General features: G+C 66.6%; 25 protein-coding genes. 10 read left to right on the forward strand and 15 right to left on the reverse strand.

Annotation, left to right across the window (positions count from 1 at the left end; genetic code table 11):
- Positions 1-78 precede the first annotated feature (78 nt).
- The 3 genes from ACYX4P_RS15250 to ACYX4P_RS15260 are packed head-to-tail and all read left to right on the forward strand — an operon-like array spanning position 79 to position 2866.
- Positions 79-507, forward strand: coding sequence for a hypothetical protein (locus tag ACYX4P_RS15250; RefSeq protein WP_248118774.1), 429 nt, complete (start codon positions 79-81; stop codon positions 505-507).
- Between the two features lie 12 nt (positions 508-519).
- Positions 520-1029 (forward strand): hypothetical protein, encoded by a 510-nt coding sequence (locus tag ACYX4P_RS15255; protein ID WP_248118773.1) that lies wholly within the window; start codon positions 520-522, stop codon positions 1027-1029.
- 52 nt (positions 1030-1081) lie between these two features.
- Positions 1082-2866: a DUF885 domain-containing protein gene (locus ACYX4P_RS15260; RefSeq protein WP_248118772.1), complete on the forward strand. Its 1785-nt coding sequence runs from the start codon at positions 1082-1084 to the stop codon at positions 2864-2866.
- Between the two features lie 158 nt (positions 2867-3024).
- Here the strand turns inward: ACYX4P_RS15260 and ACYX4P_RS15265 are convergent, their stop codons facing one another.
- The 5 genes from ACYX4P_RS15265 to cysG are packed head-to-tail and all read right to left on the reverse strand — an operon-like array spanning position 3025 to position 8447.
- Entirely contained in the window at positions 3025-4023 is a 999-nt protein-coding gene (locus ACYX4P_RS15265) for a cysteine synthase A (protein ID WP_248118771.1), read from the reverse strand.
- A gap of 36 nt (positions 4024-4059) precedes the next feature.
- Entirely contained in the window at positions 4060-5139 is a 1080-nt protein-coding gene (locus tag ACYX4P_RS15270; protein ID WP_248118770.1) for a phosphoadenylyl-sulfate reductase, read from the reverse strand.
- Positions 5123-6793, reverse strand: a complete 1671-nt coding sequence (locus tag ACYX4P_RS15275; protein ID WP_248118769.1) for a nitrite/sulfite reductase — start codon at positions 6791-6793, stop codon at positions 5123-5125. The genes ACYX4P_RS15270 and ACYX4P_RS15275 overlap by 17 nt, the downstream gene beginning before the upstream one ends.
- Positions 6793-7068, reverse strand: coding sequence for a DUF2849 domain-containing protein (locus tag ACYX4P_RS15280; protein WP_248118768.1), 276 nt, complete (start codon positions 7066-7068; stop codon positions 6793-6795). The genes ACYX4P_RS15275 and ACYX4P_RS15280 overlap by 1 nt, the downstream gene beginning before the upstream one ends.
- Entirely contained in the window at positions 7065-8447 is a 1383-nt protein-coding gene (gene cysG / locus ACYX4P_RS15285; protein ID WP_248118767.1) for a siroheme synthase CysG, read from the reverse strand. Before cysG ends, ACYX4P_RS15280 begins: the two co-directional genes overlap by 4 nt.
- Positions 8448-8582: 135 nt before the next feature.
- Between cysG and gcvA the strand changes: the two genes are divergently transcribed.
- Positions 8583-9512, forward strand: coding sequence for a transcriptional regulator GcvA (gcvA, locus tag ACYX4P_RS15290; RefSeq protein WP_476069944.1), 930 nt, complete (start codon positions 8583-8585; stop codon positions 9510-9512).
- A gap of 18 nt (positions 9513-9530) precedes the next feature.
- Positions 9531-10265 carry an NYN domain-containing protein gene (locus ACYX4P_RS15295; RefSeq protein WP_248118765.1) on the forward strand — a complete coding sequence of 245 codons (735 nt, stop codon included), beginning with the start codon at positions 9531-9533 and terminating at the stop codon, positions 10263-10265.
- Between the two features lie 7 nt (positions 10266-10272).
- Here ACYX4P_RS15295 and dxs read toward each other — a convergent pair whose 3' ends face one another.
- The 5 genes from dxs to ACYX4P_RS15320 are packed head-to-tail and all read right to left on the reverse strand — an operon-like array spanning position 10273 to position 14458.
- Positions 10273-12183: a 1-deoxy-D-xylulose-5-phosphate synthase gene (gene dxs, locus ACYX4P_RS15300; protein WP_476069946.1), complete on the reverse strand. Its 1911-nt coding sequence runs from the start codon at positions 12181-12183 to the stop codon at positions 10273-10275.
- 57 nt (positions 12184-12240) lie between these two features.
- Positions 12241-13113, reverse strand: a complete 873-nt coding sequence (locus tag ACYX4P_RS15305; RefSeq protein WP_248119136.1) for a polyprenyl synthetase family protein — start codon at positions 13111-13113, stop codon at positions 12241-12243.
- A 38-nt stretch (positions 13114-13151) separates the two neighbouring features.
- The gene (locus tag ACYX4P_RS15310; RefSeq protein WP_248118763.1) at positions 13152-13502 is read right to left on the reverse strand and encodes a tRNA-binding protein; all 351 of its coding nucleotides are present in this window, start codon (positions 13500-13502) and stop codon (positions 13152-13154) included.
- Positions 13499-13750, reverse strand: a complete 252-nt coding sequence (locus ACYX4P_RS15315) for an exodeoxyribonuclease VII small subunit (protein ID WP_248118762.1) — start codon at positions 13748-13750, stop codon at positions 13499-13501. Before ACYX4P_RS15315 ends, ACYX4P_RS15310 begins: the two co-directional genes overlap by 4 nt.
- 48 nt (positions 13751-13798) lie before the next feature.
- The gene (locus ACYX4P_RS15320) at positions 13799-14458 is read right to left on the reverse strand and encodes a histidine phosphatase family protein (RefSeq protein ID WP_248118761.1); all 660 of its coding nucleotides are present in this window, start codon (positions 14456-14458) and stop codon (positions 13799-13801) included.
- A 273-nt stretch (positions 14459-14731) separates the two neighbouring features.
- On the opposite strand from ACYX4P_RS15320, the gene ACYX4P_RS15325 reads away from it, so the two are divergent.
- From ACYX4P_RS15325 to ACYX4P_RS15345, 5 genes are all read left to right on the forward strand, one after another.
- Positions 14732-15736 carry a zinc-binding alcohol dehydrogenase family protein gene (locus tag ACYX4P_RS15325; protein WP_248118760.1) on the forward strand — a complete coding sequence of 335 codons (1005 nt, stop codon included), beginning with the start codon at positions 14732-14734 and terminating at the stop codon, positions 15734-15736.
- A gap of 23 nt (positions 15737-15759) precedes the next feature.
- Complete coding sequence (locus ACYX4P_RS15330) at positions 15760-16287, forward strand: GNAT family N-acetyltransferase (RefSeq protein ID WP_248118759.1); 528 nt, start codon at positions 15760-15762, stop codon at positions 16285-16287.
- Positions 16288-16350: 63 nt separating this feature from the next.
- A complete protein-coding gene (locus ACYX4P_RS15335) occupies positions 16351-17031 on the forward strand; it encodes a hypothetical protein (protein WP_248118758.1) in 681 nt (226 codons plus the stop codon).
- Positions 17031-18209: a vWA domain-containing protein gene (locus ACYX4P_RS15340; protein ID WP_292048971.1), complete on the forward strand. Its 1179-nt coding sequence runs from the start codon at positions 17031-17033 to the stop codon at positions 18207-18209. Before ACYX4P_RS15335 ends, ACYX4P_RS15340 begins: the two co-directional genes overlap by 1 nt.
- 49 nt (positions 18210-18258) lie before the next feature.
- Positions 18259-18765, forward strand: coding sequence for a hypothetical protein (locus tag ACYX4P_RS15345; RefSeq protein ID WP_292048963.1), 507 nt, complete (start codon positions 18259-18261; stop codon positions 18763-18765).
- 68 nt (positions 18766-18833) lie between these two features.
- Here ACYX4P_RS15345 and ACYX4P_RS15350 read toward each other — a convergent pair whose 3' ends face one another.
- The 5 genes from ACYX4P_RS15350 to ACYX4P_RS15370 all read right to left on the reverse strand — a co-directional run bounded on the left by ACYX4P_RS15350 (position 18834) and on the right by ACYX4P_RS15370 (position 22460).
- Positions 18834-19013, reverse strand: a complete 180-nt coding sequence (locus ACYX4P_RS15350; protein ID WP_248118755.1) for a CsbD family protein — start codon at positions 19011-19013, stop codon at positions 18834-18836.
- Between the two features lie 84 nt (positions 19014-19097).
- Positions 19098-19541 (reverse strand): NUDIX domain-containing protein, encoded by a 444-nt coding sequence (locus ACYX4P_RS15355; protein WP_248118754.1) that lies wholly within the window; start codon positions 19539-19541, stop codon positions 19098-19100.
- Between the two features lie 14 nt (positions 19542-19555).
- Positions 19556-20596: a sensor histidine kinase gene (locus ACYX4P_RS15360; RefSeq protein WP_248118753.1), complete on the reverse strand. Its 1041-nt coding sequence runs from the start codon at positions 20594-20596 to the stop codon at positions 19556-19558.
- Positions 20593-21018 carry a response regulator gene (locus ACYX4P_RS15365; RefSeq protein WP_248118752.1) on the reverse strand — a complete coding sequence of 142 codons (426 nt, stop codon included), beginning with the start codon at positions 21016-21018 and terminating at the stop codon, positions 20593-20595. The genes ACYX4P_RS15360 and ACYX4P_RS15365 overlap by 4 nt, the downstream gene beginning before the upstream one ends.
- Complete coding sequence (locus ACYX4P_RS15370; protein WP_292048951.1) at positions 21015-22460, reverse strand: sensor histidine kinase; 1446 nt, start codon at positions 22458-22460, stop codon at positions 21015-21017. Before ACYX4P_RS15370 ends, ACYX4P_RS15365 begins: the two co-directional genes overlap by 4 nt.
- Positions 22461-22486: the final 26 nt, after the last annotated feature.

Here is a 22486-nt window from a genome sequence, read left to right on the forward strand (position 1 = left end):
TGATCTCTTGCGGTTTCACGCCGTCATGGCGACATTGCGCGCGACGCGACGGTGCGCGTCGTCGGCGGGGGCTGACGCATGACCCTTATCGCTTCGGCCCTGATGGCCTTGGCGCTGCAGGCCGCGCCTGCGAGCGGCTGGACGTGGAGCCTATATGAAGGCGAAGGCCCGCTGGTGCTGGCCAACGACATTCCCGACACGGCCGAACTGCGCTCGACGTTCCAATGCCAGGCCGGGTCGGGCGCGGTCTCGATCTCGATCTATGGCGAACCGGCGACGGCGGGTTTCGCCCGCATCACGGCCGGCGGAAACACCGCCGCCAGCGAGGCGAAGGTCGGGCGCGGCGGCAAGCTGGAGACGGGCATTCCCGTCGAACATCCCGCCTTCACCGCTTTCGTCGCCGACGGCCGGATGACCATCTCCGTAGGTTCTGACGTCCGAACCCTGACCGTCGAACGTCCCCATCTGGCCAAGCTGCGCCGCTTCGCCGACCGCTGCGCCGGATAAGAGAGGTCGCCCATGCGTGTGTCCCGCCTGATCCCCTCCCTGATGGCCGTTTCGGCCCTGGCCGCCTGCGCCACCCACACCCCCGCCCCCGACCCTTCGGCGGCCATGGCCGCCGCCCAGGGCGAGCCCATCGCCACGGCGGGTCTGGACTGGTTCATGAACCGCGACGGCCGGGAAGTCAGCCTGGCCTATGGCGTGGCCAATAGCGACGAGGTGAAGCTGCATCTTCTCTGCCAGGCCGGCTCGGGCGCGCTGGAGATCACGGCGGCCAGCGAGAAGCCCGCGCGCGAGATCCATCTGGAATCCGGCGGCGACACCGAACGCTATGCCGCCACGTCGGAGCCGGCCGTGGTCCACGAAGGCGAACTGTTGACCGCCCGCGCCAGGACCAAGGACCCGGTGTTCCTGCGGTTCCGTCGCCTGGGCTGGATCGCCGCCTGGTCGGACGACGCGCGTGAACTGTATGTCGCCCATCCGCCGGCCAAGGCCGGGATCGAGCAGTTCTTCGCCGTCTGCGGTTGACGCCGCGACGCGGCTCGGCTTGCACTGCGCCCTGCACTGGAGGGGCGCAAGAATGAAGATGTCACAGTTGGCCTTGGCGGCCCTGATCGCGGCGGGGTCGCCGACCCTGGTCATGGCTCAGACGCCGCCGACCGCCGTCTCCGCCCCTGCGGACGGGGCGCTGGACGCCCTGATCGCAGATTATGAAACCTATCTGAAAACGGTCGATCCCTTCTCGGCCAGCGGCGAAGGCGATGTGGAGGCCATGGGCCGCGTCCCGGACCTGAGCCGCGCCTTCGAACTGGCCCAGCGCGCGCCCTTGGAAGGGTTCGTGCGCCGACTGGACGCCATCGACCCGGCAAGTCTTTCCCACGCGGGCGCGATCAATCACGCCTTCCTGCTCTACAGCCTGAAACGCAGCATCGAAGGGCTGGATTACGACCCCAGCCGGCTGGCCTTCGACAGCGAGGGCGGGCCGGGGACGTGGGCGCTTTACGTCGGCGGCGGCACGCGGCTGAACTCGGTCGCGGAGGCCGAGCGCTATATCCAGCGCATACGCGGCTTCGGCGACATCTACGCCCAGACCACCGACAATGCGCGGCGCGGCCTGGACACCGGCATGGTCCAGGCCCGTTCGGTGACGCAAAGCGCCGTCGCCCTGGCCCGCAACGACGTGGCCATCGCGCCGAACGACGAACCGCTGCTGAAACCCTTCGCCACCCTGCCCGCGACCGTGCCTCAGGCCGAAAAGGACCGGCTGAGAACCGAGGGAGCCGCCGCCGTGGCCGCCGTCATCGCCCCGGCGCGCCAAGCCTGGTTGACCTTCCTTGAGACCGACTATCTACCCAAGGCGCCGGTCGAACCCGGCATCGGCAATCGCCCTGGCGGCAAGGCGCTCTACGCCTATCTGGTGCGCGGCCATACCACCACCGACCTGACGCCGGAACAGATCCACCAGATCGGTCTGGACGAGGTGGCCCGCATCCGCGCCCGCATGGAGGTCGAGATGAGAGCGGCCGGCTGGACCGGCGACTTCGCCGGCTTCCTCAACTTCCTGCGTACCGATCCGCAGTTCTATGCGACCAGCCGCGAACAGTTGCTTGAGAAAGCGTCGGAAATGGCGAAGCGGGCTGACGGCGGCCTCCCGGCCCTGTTCGCCACCCTGCCTCGCCTGCCCTATGACGTGCAGCCGGTCCCGGCCCAGATCGAGGAAAACTACACCACCGGCCGCTATAACTCCGGCTCGATGCAGAACGGCATTCCCGGCCACTACATCGTCAATACGTCCAAGCTGGACCAGCGCCCGCTGTACGAACTGCCCGCCCTGACGCTGCACGAAGCCGTTCCGGGCCACCATCTGCAGATCGCGCTGCAGCAGGAAGGCGGCGGCCAGCCCTATTTCCGGCGTCAGGCCAATGTCACCGCCTTCACCGAGGGCTGGGGCCTTTATTCCGAATATCTGGGCGAGGAGATGGGCTTTTACCGCACCCCCTATGAGCGCTTCGGCCGCCTGTCCTACGAGATGTGGCGCGCCTGCCGTCTGGTCGCCGACACCGGCCTGCACTGGCTGGGCTGGAACGAGGAACAGGCCCGCGCCTGTTTCCGCGACAACTCGGCCTTGGCCCCACACAATATCGAGACCGAATTGCAACGCTACATCGGCTGGCCGGGTCAGGCCACGGCCTACAAGATCGGCGAGATACGCCTGCGCGAGATCCGCGAACGCGCCGAACGCGAACTGGGGCCGAAGTTCAGTATCCGCTCCTTCCACGACGCCCTGCTGGTCGAAGGCCCCCTGCCGCTGGCGCTGCTGGACCAGCGCATGGATACGTGGATCGCGGAGCAGAAGACGAAGTAGCGGAACCTGTCTCCTCCCCGCTTTGCGGGGAGGTGGCTCGTAGCGTAGCGAAGAGACGGTTGGGCTCTTGGCCGCATCACAAGCGCCTATGAGAGTTCAAGAGCCCCTGCACCGCTTCGCGGTCACCCTCCCCATTTGATGGGGAGGAGACGAGGCATTCACGCCCAATCCGGCTCCGGCAATCCCTTGGACCGCAGGAAGGCGGGATTGAACAGTTTGGACGCATAGCGCGAGCCGGGATCGCACAGGCAGGTGACGATGGTCTTGCCCGGCCCGATCTCGCGCGCCAGACGCACGGCCCCGGCGATATTCACGCCCGCCGACCCGCCTAGCGACAGGCCCTCGTGCTTCACCAGATCAAACAGGATCGGCAGGAACTCGGCGTCCTCGATCCGATAGGCGTGATCGGGTCGGAACCCTGCCAGATTGCCGGTGATCCGAGCGACGCCGATGCCTTCGGTGATCGACGATCCCTCGCCGGTCATCTCGCCCTTGTTGAACCAGTTGAACATGGCCGCGCCCGCCGGATCGGCCAGGGCGATGGTCACATCGGGCTTCTTCTCGCGCAGATAGGCCGAAACGCCCGCGATCGTGCCGCCAGACCCCACCGCTGAAACAAAGGCGTCCACGCGCCCCTCCGTCTGGTCCCAGATTTCCGGTCCCGTCGTCTGATAGTGGGCGTCGCGATTGGCCGTGTTGTCGAACTGATTGGCCCAGACGGCCCCGGCTTCCTCGCTGTCGTTCAGTTCGCTCGCCAGACGACCGGAATAGTGGACGAAATGGTTGGGGCTGGAAAAGGGCGCGGCGTCCACCTCGACCAGGCGCGCGCCCAGCGAACGGATGGCGGACTTCTTCTCTTCCGACTGGGTGCGGGGAATGACGATCACCACCGGGTGGCCCAAGGCCGCCCCGACCATGGCCAGGCCGATGCCGGTGTTGCCGGCCGTGCCCTCGACAATGGTTCCACCAGGTTTCAGCGCACCCGACGCCCGCGCGGTCTGAACGATGGACAGGGCGGCGCGGTCCTTGATCGAGCCGCCCGGGTTCAAGAACTCGGCCTTGCCCAGAATTTCGCACCCCGTCTGGTCGGACAGGCGGTTCAGGCGCACCAGCGGCGTATGGCCGATCAGGTCGATGACGGTAGGCGTGACGGACACGTTGAAGCTTTCAGGCGAGGTCGAGAAAAGGTCGGATCAGGCGGCGGCCTGACGTTTGCCTAGGTGGATGCCGCACTCGACCTTGTCCATACCCGACCAACGCCCGGCGCGCGCGTCCTCGCCGGTCTGGACCGCCCGCGTGCACGGCCAGCACCCGATCGAGGCATATCCCTGCTCGACCAGCGGATGGCGCGGAAGGTCGTTATCGGCCAGCCACGCCTCGACATCGTCGGCGTCCCAGTTCGCCAGCGGGTTGATGCGCAGCACGCCATCCAGCACCTCGAACGGCTTCAGCCGCGCCCGCGTCACGGCCTGATAACGTTTGCGGCCGGTGATGATCGCGTTGAACCCCGCCGTGGCCCGCGCCAGCGGCCGCACCTTTCTCAGGTCGCAGCAGGCGTCGGCGTCGGTGCGCCACAGGTCGTCGCGCGCATCCAGCGTCGCCTTCTCGTTCGCATCGGGCGTGACCAGCCGCACGTCGGTGAGGCCCAGCGCCTTGGTCAGTTGGGTGCGGTAGGACAGGGTTTGCAGGAAATGCTGCCCCGTCTCGAGAAACACAACTGGCGTCTCGGGCCGTTCATCGGCGACGATGTGCAGCAGGGCCGCCGATTCCGCCCCAAAGGACGAGATTGTTCCCACGCGCAGTCCGAGCGCAGGATCCAGCGCCGCCTTGACGATTTGAGGCGCCGACTTGCCCTCGGTCTCGCGGTTCAGCCGATCAGCCAGCGCCTCCAGGTCACGGTCGTTCGACGCCGCGCGGCGTCGCCGCCAGATGGTCGGCGCAGGATCGACGGCGGGCTGATAGGCGCCGCTGAACGCCTGATCCATCCGCGCCCAGGCCGCTGCATCGGCGCCCAGCGCCAGCTCCACCGCATCGAAGCCAGAGCGCCGCAGGTGGCGCGCCTGATCGGGCAGCACCTTGCCCGCAGCGATCAACCGCCCGGCGTATCCCCGCTCGCGCAGCACCGCCGCCAGCGAGAAGCCGCGCCCGTCGCGAAAGGCGTCGAACTCCAACACCAGCACATCCTCGGTCACAACCGCCGCCTCGACCTCTTCAAGCGGCGTCGTGACCGACAGCCGCAACCCGTTCTGAATCCCTTCAAGCGTTTGCAGCATCGAGCGTCTCATAGATGGCGTCGCGGAAGGGGTCGGGACCGACGCGGCGCACCGTGTCGATGAACCGCTCGCCGTCCGCGCGGATTTGCAGATAGCGGTCCAGCGTCCGCTGAATGGCGGGCGCCACTTCTTCGAACGGCAAGCTCTTGCCTACGATATCGCCCAGCGCCGCCTGTTCGTCGGGCGAGCCGCCGACGGTGATCTGGTAGTATTCCTCGCCCTTGCGATCGACGCCCAGCACGCCGATGTGGCCGACGTGGTGATGACCGCAGGCGTTGATGCAGCCGCTCATATTGATGCGCACCGGCCCCAGCGCTTCCTGATAGTCCAGGTCCGCCAACCGTTTCGACAGGGCCTGGGCGACCGGAATCGATCGGGCGTTGGCCAGGCTGCAATAGTCCAGTCCGGGGCAGGCGATGACGTCGGTCGCCAGGTCCGCGTTGGCCGTCGCCAAACCCGCCTCATGCAGGGCCCGCCACACGGTAGGCACGTCGTCCAGCTTCACATGCGGCAGGACCAGGTTCTGCTCATAGGCGGCGCGCAGCTCGTCGAACGAATAGCGCTCGGCCAGATCCGCCACGGCGTCCATCTGGTCCGCCGTGATGTCGCCAGGCACCCCGCCGACCGGCTTCAGCGACACCACCACCGAGGCGTAGCCCGACTGGCGATGACGGCGCACATTGTTGCGGGCGAATCGGGCGAAGTCGGGATCGGCCAGCAGGGCGCGGTCGTACGGGGCGCTGACCTTGGGCAGATCGGCGAAGGGCGGCGCGGCGAAATAGGCCTGGATGCGCGCGACCTCGTCTTCGGGCACGCGCAGGTCTTCGTGGCGCAGGGTGGCGTAGTGTCTGTCCACCTCCTCGCGGAAGACGTCGATCCCCAAGGAGGCGACCAGGATCTTGATCCGCGCCTTGTGGATATTGTCGCGTCGCCCCAGCAGGTTCCATGCCCGCAGGATGGCGGTCAGATAGGCCAGCAGGTGCGCCGCCGGCACCGCCGCCGCGATCTCCTGCGCGATATGGGGCAGGCGCCCCTGCCCGCCGCCCACGAAGACGCGGAAGGCCGTGCCGCCGTCCTCGCCCTTCACGATCTGCAGGCCGACATCGTGGGTGCGGATCGCCGCCCGATCCTTCTCGGCGCCGATCACCGCGATCTTGAACTTGCGCGGCAGGAAGGAAAACTCCGGATGGATGGTCGACCACTGGCGGATGATCTCGCACCAGGGACGCGGGTCTTCGATCTCGTCGTCGGCGACGCCGGCGAACACGTCGGTCGTGGTGTTGCGGATACAGTTGCCGCTGGTCTGGATGGCGTGCATCTCGACCTCGGCCAGATCGCTCAGGATCGCCGGCAGGTCTGTCAGGGCCGGCCAGTTGTACTGGATGTTGCACCGCGTGGTGAAATGGCCATAGCCCTTGTCATAGGTGCGGGCGATGTGGGCCAGCCGCCGCATCTGGCGACTGCTGAACGTTCCATAGGGAATGGCGACCCGCAGCATATAGGCGTGCAATTGCAGATAGACGCCGTTCATCAGCCGCAGCGGCTTGAACTCGTCCTCGGTCAGGGCGCCGGACGCGCGGCGCGCCACCTGATCGGAAAACTCCTCGACCCGTTCGCGCACCAGGGCGTGGTCGAACTCGTCATAGCGATACATCAGCCCACGCCTCCCACGACGCTGTGCCCCACGGTCGGTCCGGCAGAGCGGATGCGCTCCTTCAACCGGTCGCGGCCCGAGGGCGTGCGGTCGCTGACCTCGAACAGATAGGGATTCACAAAGACATCGGGCCGCCCGGCCACCTCGGCCAGCACGATCTCCGCCGCAGCATCATCCAGCACCGACGCCTGATCGATATGACCGACAGGCTGATTGTCCACACCCGCATAGATGACGCGGCCGTCCGACAGGCGGTTCGCGGTCACGACCTTCATGCCGCCGCCTCCGAAATATCCGCCTGCGCCGCCGAAAAGGCCGCCGTCTCACCGACGAACACCAAGGCCGGTCCCGTCAGATCAGCGCCCCGAACCAGCGCGCCCAGCCCATCCAGCCGCCCCATCAGAACCCTCTCATCCGGGCGGCTGCCGTTCTCGACCACGGCCACAGGCGTTGAGCCCGCACGCCCTGCCGCCATCAGCTTGGACGCCGTCTCCTCGGCGCGGTCCGTTCCCATATAGATGGCCAAGGTGTGGTTCGGCGCGGCCAGGCGCGACCAGTCGGCGTCCACGCCGCCGACCTTGCCCTGCGCCGTCACGAAGGTCACCGCCTGGGCGTGATCGCGGTGGGTCAGGGGAATGCCCGCAGACGCCGCGCAGGCCAGGGCCGCCGTCACGCCGGGCACGACAAAGACCGCCACGCCCGCCGACCGCATAGCCTCAAGCTCCTCGCCGCCGCGTCCGAAGACGAAGGGATCGCCGCCCTTCAGCCGCACGACCCGATGACCGGCGCGAGCCTCGGCGATCATCAGGGCCTCGATCTGGTCCTGCGGCACGGAATGGTCGCCGCGCGCCTTGCCGACATACAGACGTTTGGCGTCGCGCCGCGCCCGATCCAGCACCGCCTCCGGCACCAGCCGGTCGTGGATGATGACGTCGGCGTCCTGCAGCACCCGCAGCGCCTTCAGCGTCAGAAGCTCCGGGTCGCCCGGTCCCGCGCCGACGATATGGACCACGCCCTGTTCCGGCGCCGCCACGTTCAGCAGGCGCAGCATCTCACGCCGCGCCTCTGCCGTTCGTCCGGCCGCCGCCAGATCGGCCGCCGGTCCCCGGAACGCCTTCTCCCAAAACCGCCGCCGCGCCATGAAATCCGGCACGCTGGCCTTGACCGTGTCGCGCAGCTCGCGCGCCATCCGCGCCACATTGGCCAGACCCGCAGGCAGCACATTCTCGATGGCCGTGCGGATATCCCGGGCCAGGATCGGCGCCGAACCGCCCGTCGCCACGCCGACCACCACCTCGTCCCGGTCGATCAGGGCCGGGGTCTGGAAATCGCTTAGAGCAGGCTGGTCCACCACATTGACCTGCGCCCCCGCAGTCCGCGCCAGGTCCGCCAGCCGCCGGACCTTATCCAGATCACTCAGGGCGATGAACACCAGCCGCGCGTCCGCCAAATCCTCGACTTCCGGCGTGCGAAGGACCGGCGTCGGCGCCCCCTGCGGCGTCTCGATGGCCTCGGGCGCGCCATCGGGCGCGAACCACCGGACCTCGGCCGGGCCGTTGAGGAACAGCCGCAGCTTGGCCAACGCCGGCTCCCCGCCGCCGATGATCACGATTTTGGCGGCCTCCAGCGGAATGGAGGCGAGAAAGACACGCATCGTCTGGCTTTCCGGAGCGATCGATAAGGAAAAGCGCCGGTTTCAGGCGCAAACTCTGGATTGGAACCTTCGACGTCATCGCCGACGCCCGCAAACCAGATTGCCTTTGTCTCGCTGATAGGATTTCTAACGGCGATGGCCCGTTCCCTGCTCCCGCTCAACGCCCTGCGCGCCTTCCAGGCCGCCGCGCGTCACCTGAACTTCTCGCGCGCCGCCGACGAACTGTCGGTGACGCCGGGCGCCGTCAGTCAGCAGATCCGGCTGTTGGAGGACATCGTGGGCGGCCCCCTGTTCGTGCGCGAGGCGCGCGGGCTTCAGTTGACCGATCTCGGCCGATCCTCCGTGCCGCTGCTGCGCGAAGGTTTCGAACGGCTGATGGACGCCTCGGCCCTGCTGCGCGAGCCGCCGCGCAGGAAGCAGGTGTCGATCAGCGTGGCGCCGGGCTTCGCCTCCAAATGGCTGATGCCGCGCATGGACGCCTTCCACACCGCCCATCCCGAGATTGAACTGTGGATTTCCGCCGACATGGAGACGGCGGATCTATCGGAGGGCAAGATCGACCTGGCCGTCCGCTATGGTCCCGGCGACTATCCCGGCCTGACCGTCGATCGGCTGATGACCGAGACGGTCCTGCCCGTCTGCGCTCCGTCGCTCATGGACGGCGAACACCCGATTCGGAGGCCCGCCGACCTGATCCGCCACACCTTGCTGCACGACATGTCCAACGACGGCGACCCCAGCCGCCCGGACTGGGCCATGTGGCTGAAGGCGCGCGGCGTGCGCCATCCCGATCCGCGCCGGGGCTCGCGCTACAACCAGTCGGGCCTGTTGATCGAGGCGGCCATCGCCGGTCGCGGCGTGGCCCTGGCGAAACGCACCCTGGCCCAGGCGGACCTGGCGTCCGGTCGTCTGATCGCCCCCTTCCCCGATGGCTCGGAAGCCGTGGGTTTCGCCTATTATGTCGTTCAACCCCGCGACCGCCCGCCCTCGCCCAGCACCACCACCTTCGTCGGCTGGCTGAAGAAGCAGGCCGTGGACCACGACAATACGATGGGCCAACTCTAACCCGCCAAGGAGGCCGTCATGGCCAATGGAAAGCCCGCGCGCCTCGCCGTGCTGATCGACGCGGAAAACGCCTCGTCCCGCATCGCCGAGGCGCTGTTCACCGAGATCGCCACCCTGGGCGAAGCCTCGGCGCGTCGCGTGTATGGCGATTTTTCCAGTCCGCAGATCGCCGGCTGGACCAAGGTGCTGGCGCGCTGGGCCATCCAGCCGCAGCAGAACTTCGCCAACACCAAGGGCAAGAACTCCGGCGACATCGCCCTGGTGATCGACGCCATGGACCTGTTGCACTCGGGGCGGTTCGACGGCTTCTGCCTGGTGTCGTCGGATTCCGACTTCACCCGTCTGGCGGCGCGCATCCGAGAGGAAGGCGTGGACGTCTATGGGTTTGGCGAACAGAAGACGCCGGAAAGTTTCCGCCAGGCCTGCACGCGCTTCATCTACACCGAGAACCTGACCACCCAGGCCGAGCCGAACGAGGACGCCAGCAAAAAGGCCGCCGCCGAACCGGCGCCGGCCAAGCGCAAGCCCAGCGAGGCGACACGCCTGATCGCCTCGGTCATCGCCGACCTGGACGAGGACGGCGACGGCTGGGTTCTGGCCGGGGCTATCGGCAATCGGCTGCGCAACGCCTACCCCGACTTCGATCAGCGCACCTATGGCTACGCCAAACTGTCCGACCTGATCCGCGCCACGGGCCGGTTCGAGGTCGAGAGCAAGGGGCCGGGCGGAATGCGGATTCGCGACCGCGCCTAAGACCGCCTCAGGCCCTGGCGGCGCGTGGCGTTTCGATACCCAGGGCTGTCAAGGACGCCGCCGCGATATGTTCTGCGTTCAGCCCCGCCTTGGCGTACATGACGGCCGGCGCATCCTGATCCTGGAAGATATCCGGCAGGTTGAGGGTGCGAACCTTCAAGCCGCGATCCAGAGCGCCCTTCTCGGCCAGCAGTTGCAACACGAAGGCGCCGAAGCCGCCCATGGCGCCCTCCTCCACCGTGATCAGGCATTCGTGCTCGCGCGCCAAACGCAGGATCAGGTCGGCGTCCAGCGGCTTGGCGAAGCGGGCGTCGGCGACGGTCGCCGACACGCCCCTGGCCGCCAGCAGGTCCGCCGCCTTCAGCGATTCCTGCAGACGGGTGCCCAGCGACAGGATGGCGACCGAGGTCCCCTCGCGCACGATCCGGCCCTTGCCGATCTCCAGCGGAGCGGCCAGTTCCGGGATTTCCACGCCCACGCCGTCGCCGCGCGGATAGCGGAAGGCGCTGGGGCGGTCGTCGATGGCCAGGGACGTCGAGATCATCGCCGCCAGTTCGGCCTCGTCCGCCGCCGCCATCAGCACCATGCCGGGCAGCGCCCCCATGAAGCCGATGTCGAACGATCCGGCGTGGGTCGATCCGTCCGCGCCCACCAGACCGGCCCGGTCCATGGCGAACCGCACGGGCAGCGACTGGATCGCCACGTCGTGGACCACCTGGTCGTAACCGCGCTGCAGGAAGGTCGAATAGATGGCGCAGACCGGCTTCATCCCGTCCGCCGCCAGACCCGCCGCAAAGGTCACGGCGTGCTGTTCGGCGATGCCCACGTCATAGGTCCGCTCGGGGAAGGCCTGACCGAACAGGTCCAGACCGGTGCCTGACGGCATGGCGGCGGTAATCGCCACCACGGTCGGATCGACCTTGGCGTGTTTGATCAGCTCGGTCCCGAACACCTTGGTGTAGCTGGGGGCGTTGGAGATGGCCTTGGCCTGTTTGCCCGACACCACGTCGAACTTGACCACGGCGTGCAGCTTGTCGGCGCTGGATTCGGCAGGCGCATAGCCCTTGCCCTTCTGCGTCACGACATGGACCAGAACGGGCCGGTCCTCGATGGCGGCCGCCTTCTTCAGGATAGGCACCAGATTGTCCATGTCATGGCCGTCGATCGGCCCGACATAATAGAAGCCCAGCTCTTCGAAGAAGGTGCCGCCGGTCACCATGCCGCGCGCATATTCCTCGGCCTTCTTGGCCGCCTTCCGGAAGGGGCGCGGCAGGTGCTGAGCCACCGACTTGCCCAACCGTCGCACGTTCTGATAGGCGCCGCCCGACACCAGACCGGCCAGATAGGCGCTCATTCCGCCGACCGGGGGCGCGATCGACATGTCGTTGTCGTTCAGAATGACCATCAACTGGCCATTGGTCGCCTCGGCGGCGTTGTTCATCGCCTCATAGGCCATGCCGGCCGACATGGAACCGTCGCCGATCACGGCCACGACGCGGTTCTTTTCGCCCTTCTGGTCGCGCGCGGCGGCGAAGCCCAGAGCGGCGCTGATGGAGGTCGAGGCGTGGGCCGCGCCGAACGGGTCGTATTCGCTCTCGCTGCGTTTGGTGAAGCCCGACAGGCCGCCGCCCTGACGCAGGGTGCGGATGCGGTCGCGTCGCCCCGTCAGGATCTTGTGCGGATAGCATTGGTGCCCGACGTCCCAGATCAGGATGTCCTTGGGCGTCTCGAACACATGGTGAAGCGCCGTGGTCAGTTCGACCACCCCCAGCCCCGCGCCCAGATGCCCGCCGGTGACGGACACCGCGTCGATGGTCTCGGCCCGAACCTCCTCGGCCAGCTGTTTCAGCTGGGCGATGTCGAAGCCCCGCATATCGGCGGGAATCTTGACGGTGTCGAGCAGGGGGGTGTTGGGCATGGGCGGAACCTTGATGGTCTTCTTGTCGTAACCCGCGTTCGCGGGTCAGCTTTTCTATCAGGCCCGGCGCTTTAACACAAAGTCCACGCTGGCCTTGAGGATTTCGGCCTCGTGGCCGAACGGCTCCAGATGGGCGCGCGCCTGATCGGCCAGATGCGCGACCCGTTGTCGCGCCGCCTCGACACCCAGCAGGGTGACGAAGTTGGTCTTACCCAGGGCTGCGTCCTTGCCGCCGGCCGCCTTGCCCATTTCCTCGGGCGATCCTTCGACATCCAGCAGGTCGTCGACGATCTGATAGGCCAGACCTACATCGTGCGAGAAGCTGATCAGGGCGTGCTGATGCTGGGCCGTGGCGCCGGCGATGATCAGCGGAATCTCGAACGCATAGGCGAACAGGGCGCCGGTCTTCAACCGCTGCATCCGCGCCACCCCGCCCAGGTCGTCGCGCACGCCCAACAGGTCGATCATCTGACCGCCCGCCATGCCGCGCGCACCCGAGGCCAGAGACAGCCGCGCCGCCAGTTCGCATCGGACGGCCGCATCCTCATGCGTGTCCTCATGCAGCAGGATGTCGAACGCCGCCGTCTGCAACGCATCTCCCGCCAGCACCGCCGTCGCCTCGTCATAGGCGCGGTGGACGGTCGGGCGGCCACGCCGCACGTCGTCGTCGTCCATGCACGGCAAGTCGTCGTGGACCAGGCTGTAGGCGTGAACGCATTCCAGGGCGCAGGCGGCCCGCAGCACCGACCGTTCGTCGATATCGAACAGGCGCGCCGCCTCCAGCGCAAAGAACGGACGCAGCCGCTTGCCCGGCCCCAGGGCGGCGTAGCGCATCGCCTCGGTGAGGCGCGATTCCGGGCCTTCCGCGCGCGGCAGCAGTTCGTCCAGCGCGACCGTGACCAGATCGGCGACCTCGGCCACACGATCAATAACGGCCTGCTCGGGCGAGTTCGCAGCGATCACATGGGTCAAAACAGACGTCCGCCTAAAGGAAGTTCACGATCCACGCCCACCAGCACGACCTCGCCCTGCGCATCGGGAAAACCCAGGGTCAGAACTTCGGACTTCACAGGCCCGATCTGACGCGACGGAAAGTTGACGACGGCTGCGACCATCCGGCCTGCCAGCTGTTCCAGGGTGTAGTGGTGCGTGATCTGGGCCGAGGATGTCTTGACGCCGATCTCGGGTCCGAAGTCGATCTTCAGTTTAAAAGCCGGTTTGCGCGCCTCCGGGAAGGCGTCGGCCTTCACGATCCGGCCCACGCGGATGTCGACTTTCTGAAAGTCGTCAAAACCGATGGTTTCGGTGGCCCTGCTCATTCGAAAGACACGGGCTCGGCGCCCTGCGCCTGCCCGTCCGGCCCGACGACGATCTTCTCGACGCGAAGCTGGGCGGCCTTCAGCCGCGCCTCGCAGTGCGCCTTCAGCCGCGCACCCTCCTCATACAGTGCGATGGATTCCTCCAGCGGGGCCTGGCCGGATTCCAGGCGGGACACGATGGTCTCCAGCCGCTGCAGGGCGTCTTCGAAACTGAGGTCGGCGGGGATGGCGGGGGCGGCGTCGGTCATGGCGCGGACCCTAGAGGGGGTCGCCCCACGCTTCAACGGCAGAAGCGGCTATCGCTTCTCGTAGCGACGCTGTGACCAGTATTTGAAGCCTTGGTTCTGGACCAGTTTCCAGCCGTCGCCCTTCAGCGCACGGCCGACCATGTGGTTGAAATAGCCGTGGGCGAAAACCAGCACGTCCTGGCCGCTTTCGGCGCGGGCGATCAGCTTCCGGGCCGCCTGGTCGGCGCGGGCCTCGGCTTGGGCGCGGGTCTCCTGGCCATCGTGGTGGTCGAAAGCGTGCCACCAGAACCGCGACACCACGCCCCACCATTTGGGCGACAGCTTGATCCATTCCGGCACCGGCGGCGGCGGCAGCGGCGCCTCGATGAACATGACGTCCGACAGCACCTCACGCCCTGCCGAGACGGCGGCGGCGGTCTCCTGGGCGCGCTGGCGGGTGGAGGCGTAGATGGCCCCCGCGCCCTGGGCCGCAGCGACCAGCTCGGCGGGCGGCGTCTGGCCGGCCAAGAGGCCGCCAATCTCATATTTCGCCCACCAGTCGCCGTATTGTCGCGCGGTGATCAGGCATTTGCGCGACAGGGCCGGCTCGCCATGACGGGTCAGGATGATTGCGCCGGGACGGGTCGCGACCAGGCCGCCGACGGAGGGCGAGGCGGGTGGAACCACGGACGGTTCGGTCGAATCGAGGGACAAGGCGGGGACAGACATGACGAGCGGACGGGCCTTTGGTTTCAAGGCTTTGAACGTCCTCAGTCCTCCCCAAGCACGTGACATGTGCGACCGCAGAACGGCCTGATCCTTCAAGGTCGTAGCCCCCCTCGCGCGCCGACACAACCTCGCCTGAACACCTGGGTCGCGCGACCTCCGGAACGGCGACATCGGCAGGTCGGTCTTGCGGGCGGTGATTTCGCCGATGCGCCTTGCGCCGGGCGTTTTGCAAACCGATCTGGATGACGACGAACCAAGCCTCAGGAGCCCATCATGAAGGCCATCGGCACGACCGGACCCCGCCCCGCGACCGACCCCGCCGCCCTGATCGCTTTCGACGCGCCCGAGCCGACGTTACGTCCCTGGGACCTGCTGGTTCAGGTCAAGGCCGTCAGCCTGAACCCGGTCGACGCCAAGGTCCGAAACAGCCGTCAGCCCGAGGGCGGCCAGACCAGCATCCTGGGCTATGACGCGGCAGGCGTGGTGATCGGCGTCGGCGAAAAGGCCAGCCTGTTCAAGGTCGGAGACGCGGTCTTCTACGCCGGCCAGATCGACCGTCCCGGCTCCAACGCCGAACGCCAAGCGGTGGATGAGCGGATCGTGGGACCTAAGCCGACATCCCTGACGTTCCCAGAAGCCGCCGCCCTGCCCCTGACCGCCATCACGGCCTGGGAGCTGCTGTTCGACCGGATGAAGGCCGGGGCCGACGAGGACGAGACCCTGCTGATCGTCGGCGGCGCGGGCGGCGTGGGTTCAGCCCTGATCCAGATCGCACGGGCGACGACCCGGCTGCGCGTCGTGGCCACCGCCTCGCGCCCCGACACCCGCCAATGGTGCCTGGGCCTGGGCGCCCATGCCGTCATCGACCATTCCGGCGCGATCGACGAGGCCTTGGCCGCCGCCGGCGAGCGCGCGCCCCGCTACATCGCCGCCCTGACCCACACCCAATCCCATTTCGAGGCCCTGGCCCGCGCGGTTGCGGCGCAAGGGGTGATCGGCGCCATCGACGACTTCAAGGGCTTGCCGGTGGAACTGCTGAAACCCAAGGCCGCCGGCTTCGTCTGGGAGTTCATGTTCACCCGGCCGGTCCAGCAGACCCCGGACATGATCCGGCAGCACGAAATCCTGACCGAGGTTTCGCGCCTGGTCGACGCTGGCGCGGTCCGCACCACCTTGACCGAGAACCTGGGACCGCTCTCGGTCGAAACCCTTCTGGACGGCCATCGTCGGCTGGAGAGCGGCGCGACCATCGGCAAGATCGCGCTGGACGGTCTCTGACCCTTGCCCTCTAAGAGCGGACCATGACCGCGCCCGTGATCCGCCCTGCCCGCCCTGACGACGCCGCCGCGCTGGGGGCCCTGGGCCGCCAGACCTTCGTGGACACCTTCGTCAGCGGGTTCGGCATCCCCTATCCGCCTACGGATCTGACCGCCTTTCTCGACGCCAGTTTCGGACTGGAGCCGACGTTAACGAAGCTGGCCGAGCCGGGCTGCGCCTGGTGGGTGGCCGAGCGGGCCGGCGAACTGCTGGCCTTCGCCAACGCCGGTCCCAACGGCCTGCCGCATGCCGAGGCTAAGAGCGGCGATCTGGAGCTTCGCCGCCTCTATGTCGCCAAATCGGCGCAAGGCCTGGGCCTGGGCACGGCCCTGCTGACCCTGGCGCTGGACTGGATGCAGGCCAACACCTCCGGCCCGCTGTGGATCGGCGTCTGGAGCGGCAATGATAGGGCCCGGCGCCTCTACGCCGCCCACGGCTTCGAAAAGGTCGGCGAATACGACTATCCCGTCGGCGCCTGGCGCGACCGCGAGTTCATCTTGCGACGCGGATAGGTAGACGCCTACCGCAGCAAATGGTTCTGTGGTCGCCCGACACACCATTCAAAGCCACGCTGAATGCACACCCTTGTCCTTTCGCTGATGCTTGCTTTGCAAGCCGCCCCCACTTCGGACGAAGGCGCCGCCCGAGCGGCCGTCGCGGAAGGCGACCGTTTGCTTTCCGCCGCCGGCGCCTCCGACCTGTTCGACAACGAAAGCGCAACGGCTGGCGGCGCGATCATTCTGCGTCACAAGGCCAGTGGATATCGGTGCGTGCTCAATCCAGGCAAGACAGTGAACGCCGTTCATGTCTATCCCAGTGCACAGCGCGGAGACGACGTCGGCTGTTCGACCCAAACCATAAGCGATATTCGCACCCTATATTTGACGCGCAGCACAGGGACGACGGCGGAGGAAGCCGCCACCGCCGCTCTCGCGATCCAAGCGCGTTATCGCGGCGCTCGCCCGGCGGACCTGTCTCGCAGCCGCCCAATGTTCGAGCTTCCAGGCCGTGAAATCCCCGAACACAAGACGATCGGTTTCGAAACACCTGACAGCTACGAGCAGGCGACGGTCGGGGTAATCGATGGATGGGCCGTCAAGTACCGCTTTTCCTCTCCGCCAGGCACGGCGGGCAGAAGCGGCGTCTTCGACAGCTTCTGGATTACGACGATCCTGGAACCTGAACTCGCCGCGCGTCGTGCCGCCCAATCGACCGCCGCGCCCCAAGTCAATGTCGCCGCGCCCGGCGCCGACTAATGCTTCTGCCCTTCTTCTCCGCCCTGCGCGACGCCAAGGTTCCGGTGTCGATGAAGGAATGGCTCAATCTTATGGAGGCCATGGATCGCGATCTGGCGGGGCGAGAGGTCGAGGCCTTTTATCACCTGTCGCGCGCGGTTCTGGTCAAGGACGAGAAACACTATGACCGTTTCGATCAGGTGTTCGGCACGGTGTTCAAGGGCATCGAGACGGTCGGCGCGGGAGAGGACCTGACCACCGACATTCCCGAAGACTGGCTGCGGCTGCTGAACGAAAAATACCTGACCGACGAGGAGAAGGCTCAGATCGAGGCCCTGGGCGGCTTCGACAAGCTGATGGAGACGCTGAAACAGCGGCTGGAGGAGCAGAAGGAACGCCATTCCGGCGGCTCAAAATGGATCGGAACGGGCGGTACCAGCCCCTTCGGACACGGCGGCTATAATCCCGAAGGGGTGCGGATCGGCGGGCCGGGCAAGCATGGCCGGGCGGTCAAGGTCTGGGAGAAGCGCGAGTTCAAGAACCTGGACGACACGGTCGAACTGGGCACCCGCAACATCAAGGTCGCCCTGCGCCGTCTGCGCCGCTTCGCGCGCCAGGGCGCGGCGGACGAACTGGACATCGACGGCACCATCGACGGCACGGCGCGTCAGGGTTGGCTGGACATCCAGATGCGGCCCGAACGGCGCAACACGATCAAGGTGCTGCTGTTCCTGGACATCGGCGGCTCGATGGACGGCCATATCAAGATGGTCGAGGAGTTGTTCTCCGCGGCCAAGACCGAGTTCAAGAACCTGGAGTTCTTCTACTTTCACAACTGCCTCTACGAGGGGGTCTGGAAGGACAACCGCCGCCGCCATACCGAACGGATCCCGACCTGGGACGTGCTGAACAAATACCCTGGCGACTGGCGTGCGATCTTCGTCGGGGATGCGACGATGAGCCCCTATGAAATCACCATGCCCGGCGGCTCGGTCGAGCACTGGAACGAGGAGGCCGGCGCGGTCTGGATGAAGCGGGCGCGCGGTCAATGGGAGCGGTCGGTCTGGCTAAATCCGGTGCAGGAACGTTATTGGGGCTATACCGCCTCGGTCGGGCTGCTGCGCGAGGTGATGGACCAGCGGATGTATCCGCTTACGCTGGACGGGCTGGACAAGGCGATGCGCGCCCTGACAAGGTAAGGCCGGCGCACGGAGCGACGGGCACAGCGCCGTACGAGGGGTTCGACCAATGATCGCCGCCGCCTTCGCCTTACTGCTTCTGCAACAGACCGCGCCGACGGTGGTGTGGGAAACGCCCACCGCCGCGCCTGCGACCGCGCCGGCGCCGCCTGAGCCCGCCGCATCGCATTCCGTGCCGGCCTGGGGCCTGGCCGATCCCTTCGGGTTCGAGCGAGCGCGGTGCAGCCCCCTGGTCCGCGGCGACACGCCGATGCAGGCCTGCCAGGCCGAGGTGCGCGCGCAGTTGGCTGTAGCCATGGGACCGAACCTGCCCGAGGCGTTGCGGCCCACCGGCATGGCCGGCGACTGTCAGATGATGCAGGCGTCCGCCGGCGGCTCCGCCTATGCGGTCCAGTGCGGTCCGCAGTCGCGAACGATCAATGCGCCGTCCGGCCTTCGGGAAATGGACTGTCGCCCCCGTCCGAGCCAGGGAGGCTTCAGTTCGGAATGCCGGCCCGTGGACGGTGCGGACAAGAAGGGCCTGTCGCTGACGCTTTGGGGCGACAAGCCCGACTGACCCAAAGAAAACGCCGCCCGCTTTCGCGGACGGCGTTTCGCGCATTCAGTGAAGAGTAGACTTAGGGGTCAGTCCTTGTCGCGCAGGCTGTCCTTGACGCCGCCGACGGCGTTCTGGACCTTGCCTTCGACCTGATCGGCCTTGCCCTCGGCCTGCAGCTTGGTGTCGCCGGTCACCTTGCCGGCGGCTTCCTTAACCTTGCCGCCCAGGTTCTTGGCGGCGCCTTCGATACGATCATGATCGGCCATGCTTTGTCTCCTGATCCTGCGCGGCCGGTATGGCGTCACGCGTTGATCAAAAAACGAAATCTTAAAGGCCTAGTTCCGTAAGGCTCAGCTTGCGCGCCGCAGCCAGACCGCCACCGCCCAGGCGTGTGAATCGTGGCGCAGCCGAGACAGGGCGAAGGTGGGGTCCAACCAAACCAGAGTGTGATCTTCCTCGCATTTGGCGGTCGGATCTTCCGCCACGACGCGCGCCGTCCAGAAGCCGCCGACATTGTTCAGCGGCTCGTCGGTAGACCGTATGAAATACTGGCTGGCCTCGGCGATGCGGTTCAACGGCGTGATCGTCAGACCCGTCTCCTCGACAAACTCGCGCCGCAGGGCCTCGACCTCGGTTTCCTCCACGTCCACCCCACCGCCCGGCAGGTCGAAGTAGGGGCCGGTCGCTCGCTCCACGCGCACGCAGGCGATCAGGCCATCGCGTTCCACCACGCCGAAGGCGACGGCGCGATGGCGATAGTCGGTTGCGGGTTTTCGAACGCCGAACTGCAGCATGATAACGCCAACCCCTAAAGGTCGAAGGCCAGCCTGGCGCGCACGCCCTTGTGGGCGCCGTCGAACTCGACCGCCGAACGCAGGCCCGACGCCATGGCCGAGATGATCTTGGCCCCCAGACCCGTGCCCTTGGGCGCACCGTCGCCCATGCCCGGCCCATCGTCTTCGACGGTCAGGACGACGCGGCTATCCCCTTCGCGATCCATACGGATGCGGATTTCGCCACCCTGCCCCGGCGCATAGGCGTATTTGACCGCATTGGTCACCAATTCGGTCACGATAACGCCGATGGATACGGCCTGGTCGGTCGTGACCGACAGGGGCGCGGCCTCCAGCTTCAGGTGCGGCGAGCCGTCGTCCGGCCCAATGGACTTCGATAGTTCGTCCATCAGCCCTTCCAGATACTCGTGCATGGCCACCTGGCTCATGTCGCCGGACGTGTAGAGGCGGCGGTGAACGTGAGCCACGGCCTCGATCCGAGCCTGGGATTCCCGCAGCGCGTCCTTGGCGCCCTGGTCCGACACATGGCGCATCTGCAGCGACATGAAGCTGGACACCAGTTGCAGCGAATTGCCGACGCGGTGGTTCACCTCGCGCAGCATCGCCTCCGCCCGATCGCGCGCCAGACGGATTTCTTCCTGCGCCAGATCGTTCTCGCGTTGCAGGCGCCGCCGCAAAAGGGAGTCTTCCAGCGCCACACGCAGCAGGGAGGTGAAGTCCTCCGACACGTCCTTGATGACATAGTCAGCGGCGCCGGCGCGAAGGGCGGCCACGGCGATCCGCCCATCCTGGGCGCCGGTGACATAGACGACCGGCGGCGGCGCAGTCAGCGCCAGGATGTCCGGCAACACGTCCAGCCCGTCCCGTGACGGCATATAGTGGTCCAGCGCGCAAACATCGTAGTCGTGCTGCTGCAACAGCTCCAGCCCGGCGTCGCCATCGGGCGCGCAGGTCACAGCGTAGCCGTGACGCGCCAACTCCTTCTCGACCAACCGGGACAGGCCCCGGTCGTCGTCGATGTAGAGCAGACGAATGGGCTGGTCGGCCGCGATCACTCGATCTCCGGGGCCTGGATCACCGACAGGAACAGGCCCAGTTGGCGGATCGCGCCGGCGAAGGATTCATAATCGACGGGCTTGGTGATGTAGACATTGCAGCCCAGGTCGTAGCACCGCTGAATCTCGACCTTGTCGTCGGTGGTGGTCAAAACCACCACAGGCGCGCGGCGCAACCGTTCATTGCCCTTCACCTTTTCCAGGATGTCGGTTCCCGACATATCCGGCAGGTTAAGGTCCAGCAGGATCAGAAGCGGCCCGTTCTCCAGGATTTCGTCGCTGAACAGATACTCCAGCGCCGCGCCACCTTCATCGAAATGCTTGATTTCGTTATTGATATTCGCGCGACGGATGTTCTTTTCGATCAGCTTGGCGTGACCGTGGTCGTCTTCGACCATGATGATTTTGACGGGATGCGTCACAACGCGACTCCAGGTTCGGCTACAATCAGTCGTTTGGGGAATTTCAGCAGGAAAGTCGAGCCTTTACCCAGCTCGGATTCGACGTCGATGGTCCCGCCCAGCCGGCGAACGCTGTTGCGGACAAAGGCCAGGCCCAAGCCCTCGCCCGAGCGGTCCTGTTTGCCAGAGCGACGGAACAGTTCGAAAATTCGCTCGTGGTCGCGCGGCGCGATGCCCCGACCATTGTCGGCGATGCGATAGACGACCCAGCCGCCGGGCGTATCCTCTCCCGAGACGACAATCTCGCCCGGCCGACCGTGGTCCAGATATTTGACCGCATTGTCGATCAGATTGCCCACGATCTGCTCCATCGAAATCCGGTCGCTCTCGATTTCTGGCAAGGGCTGGACCTCGATGCGGGCGCCGGAAGCCTCGGTCTGGTGGTGGACGCTCTTGGCGATGTTCTCGGCCATGGCCGTCATGTCCAATGTCTCAGGCAGCAGATTGCGGCGGCCCTCGCGCGACAGCTTCAGGATGGCGTTGATCAGACGGTCCATCTTTTCGGTTGAGGCGCGGATGAAGCCGATGGCCTCGGGCATGTCTTCGCGCACGGCCATGACCACGTCGGCGTCGACCGCGCGGGTCTTCTCGGCATCGGCGATGGCCTTGTCGACCACCTTGCCGGCCTGCTCCAGCTCCGAAGTGTAACCCATGACATTCACAAGGGGCGCGCGAAGATCGTGGCTGACGATATAGGCGAACCGTTGGATTTCCTCGTTGGCGCGCATCAGGTCGCCGGTCCGTTCCTTGACCTTGTCCTCCAGACTGGCGTTGGCGGCGTCCAGGGTGGCGCGGGCGGTCTGAATCTCGCCGACGTAGCGGCGAACCATCCAGGCCGACAGAAGCGCCAGAACCACCACCAGAAGCCCCGTGATCGCGTTCATCACCACGGTCAGCGTGCCGTATCGTTCTGACTTGAGAGTACGGTCGGCGATGCGTCGGGACTTGATGTTGTCGAAGTCGTCCACCGCCGCCCGCAGTTCGTCCATATAGCGTTTGCCTTCGCCGGAACGGACCGACTGGATCGACTGACCGATGCGACCCTGCTGCGCCAGCGTCAGGGTCTTCTCCATCTCGCCCCATTTCTGATCGGCCAGCCCATGAATGCGGTCGATCGGCGCCTTCAGCGTGGGGTCTCGCGCGGCGCCCTCGTCCAGAAAGGCGACGGCGGGCGCGATCTCGGACTGCGCCTTGCGATAGGGCTCCAGGAAGTCGCTGCGCCCGGTCAGCAGGAAGCCGCGCTGGGCCGTTTCAGCGTTCAGCATGGCAATCAGGGTCGTGCGCGAGGCCCGGCGCATCTGCTGGGCATGCTCAATCGTGTCGTTCACCGCCGCCGTGCGCTGGATCATCACGAAGGTGGTCACATTGACCACGATCAGCAGGGCGAACGCCAGGACAAGCATCGCCGAGATCGAGCGGGCCAGAGACG

Source organism: Brevundimonas sp. ABV4_179 (assembly GCF_056311945.1).

What these genes read in the sequence shown, in the direction of transcription:
- ACYX4P_RS15250 (WP_248118774.1), top strand. Translation starts at nt 79, where the DNA reads ATGACCCTTATCGCTTCGGCCCTGATGGCCTTGGCGCTGCAGGCCGCG.
- ACYX4P_RS15255 (WP_248118773.1), top strand. Translation starts at nt 520, where the DNA reads ATGCGTGTGTCCCGCCTGATCCCCTCCCTGATGGCCGTTTCGGCCCTG.
- ACYX4P_RS15260 (WP_248118772.1), top strand. Translation starts at nt 1,082, where the DNA reads ATGAAGATGTCACAGTTGGCCTTGGCGGCCCTGATCGCGGCGGGGTCG.
- ACYX4P_RS15270 (WP_248118770.1), bottom strand. Translation starts at nt 5,139, where the DNA reads ATGCTGCAAACGCTTGAAGGGATTCAGAACGGGTTGCGGCTGTCGGTC.
- ACYX4P_RS15275 (WP_248118769.1), bottom strand. Translation starts at nt 6,793, where the DNA reads ATGTATCGCTATGACGAGTTCGACCACGCCCTGGTGCGCGAACGGGTC.
- ACYX4P_RS15280 (WP_248118768.1), bottom strand. Translation starts at nt 7,068, where the DNA reads ATGAAGGTCGTGACCGCGAACCGCCTGTCGGACGGCCGCGTCATCTAT.
- cysG (WP_248118767.1), bottom strand. Translation starts at nt 8,447, where the DNA reads ATGCGTGTCTTTCTCGCCTCCATTCCGCTGGAGGCCGCCAAAATCGTG.
- gcvA (WP_476069944.1), top strand. Translation starts at nt 8,583, where the DNA reads ATGGCCCGTTCCCTGCTCCCGCTCAACGCCCTGCGCGCCTTCCAGGCC.
- ACYX4P_RS15295 (WP_248118765.1), top strand. Translation starts at nt 9,531, where the DNA reads ATGGCCAATGGAAAGCCCGCGCGCCTCGCCGTGCTGATCGACGCGGAA.
- dxs (WP_476069946.1), bottom strand. Translation starts at nt 12,183, where the DNA reads ATGCCCAACACCCCCCTGCTCGACACCGTCAAGATTCCCGCCGATATG.
- ACYX4P_RS15310 (WP_248118763.1), bottom strand. Translation starts at nt 13,502, where the DNA reads ATGAGCAGGGCCACCGAAACCATCGGTTTTGACGACTTTCAGAAAGTC.
- ACYX4P_RS15315 (WP_248118762.1), bottom strand. Translation starts at nt 13,750, where the DNA reads ATGACCGACGCCGCCCCCGCCATCCCCGCCGACCTCAGTTTCGAAGAC.
- ACYX4P_RS15320 (WP_248118761.1), bottom strand. Translation starts at nt 14,458, where the DNA reads ATGTCTGTCCCCGCCTTGTCCCTCGATTCGACCGAACCGTCCGTGGTT.
- ACYX4P_RS15325 (WP_248118760.1), top strand. Translation starts at nt 14,732, where the DNA reads ATGAAGGCCATCGGCACGACCGGACCCCGCCCCGCGACCGACCCCGCC.
- ACYX4P_RS15330 (WP_248118759.1), top strand. Translation starts at nt 15,760, where the DNA reads ATGACCGCGCCCGTGATCCGCCCTGCCCGCCCTGACGACGCCGCCGCG.
- ACYX4P_RS15335 (WP_248118758.1), top strand. Translation starts at nt 16,351, where the DNA reads ATGCACACCCTTGTCCTTTCGCTGATGCTTGCTTTGCAAGCCGCCCCC.
- ACYX4P_RS15340 (WP_292048971.1), top strand. Translation starts at nt 17,031, where the DNA reads ATGCTTCTGCCCTTCTTCTCCGCCCTGCGCGACGCCAAGGTTCCGGTG.
- ACYX4P_RS15345 (WP_292048963.1), top strand. Translation starts at nt 18,259, where the DNA reads ATGATCGCCGCCGCCTTCGCCTTACTGCTTCTGCAACAGACCGCGCCG.
- ACYX4P_RS15350 (WP_248118755.1), bottom strand. Translation starts at nt 19,013, where the DNA reads ATGGCCGATCATGATCGTATCGAAGGCGCCGCCAAGAACCTGGGCGGC.
- ACYX4P_RS15355 (WP_248118754.1), bottom strand. Translation starts at nt 19,541, where the DNA reads ATGCTGCAGTTCGGCGTTCGAAAACCCGCAACCGACTATCGCCATCGC.
- ACYX4P_RS15370 (WP_292048951.1), bottom strand. Translation starts at nt 22,460, where the DNA reads ATGCTTGTCCTGGCGTTCGCCCTGCTGATCGTGGTCAATGTGACCACC.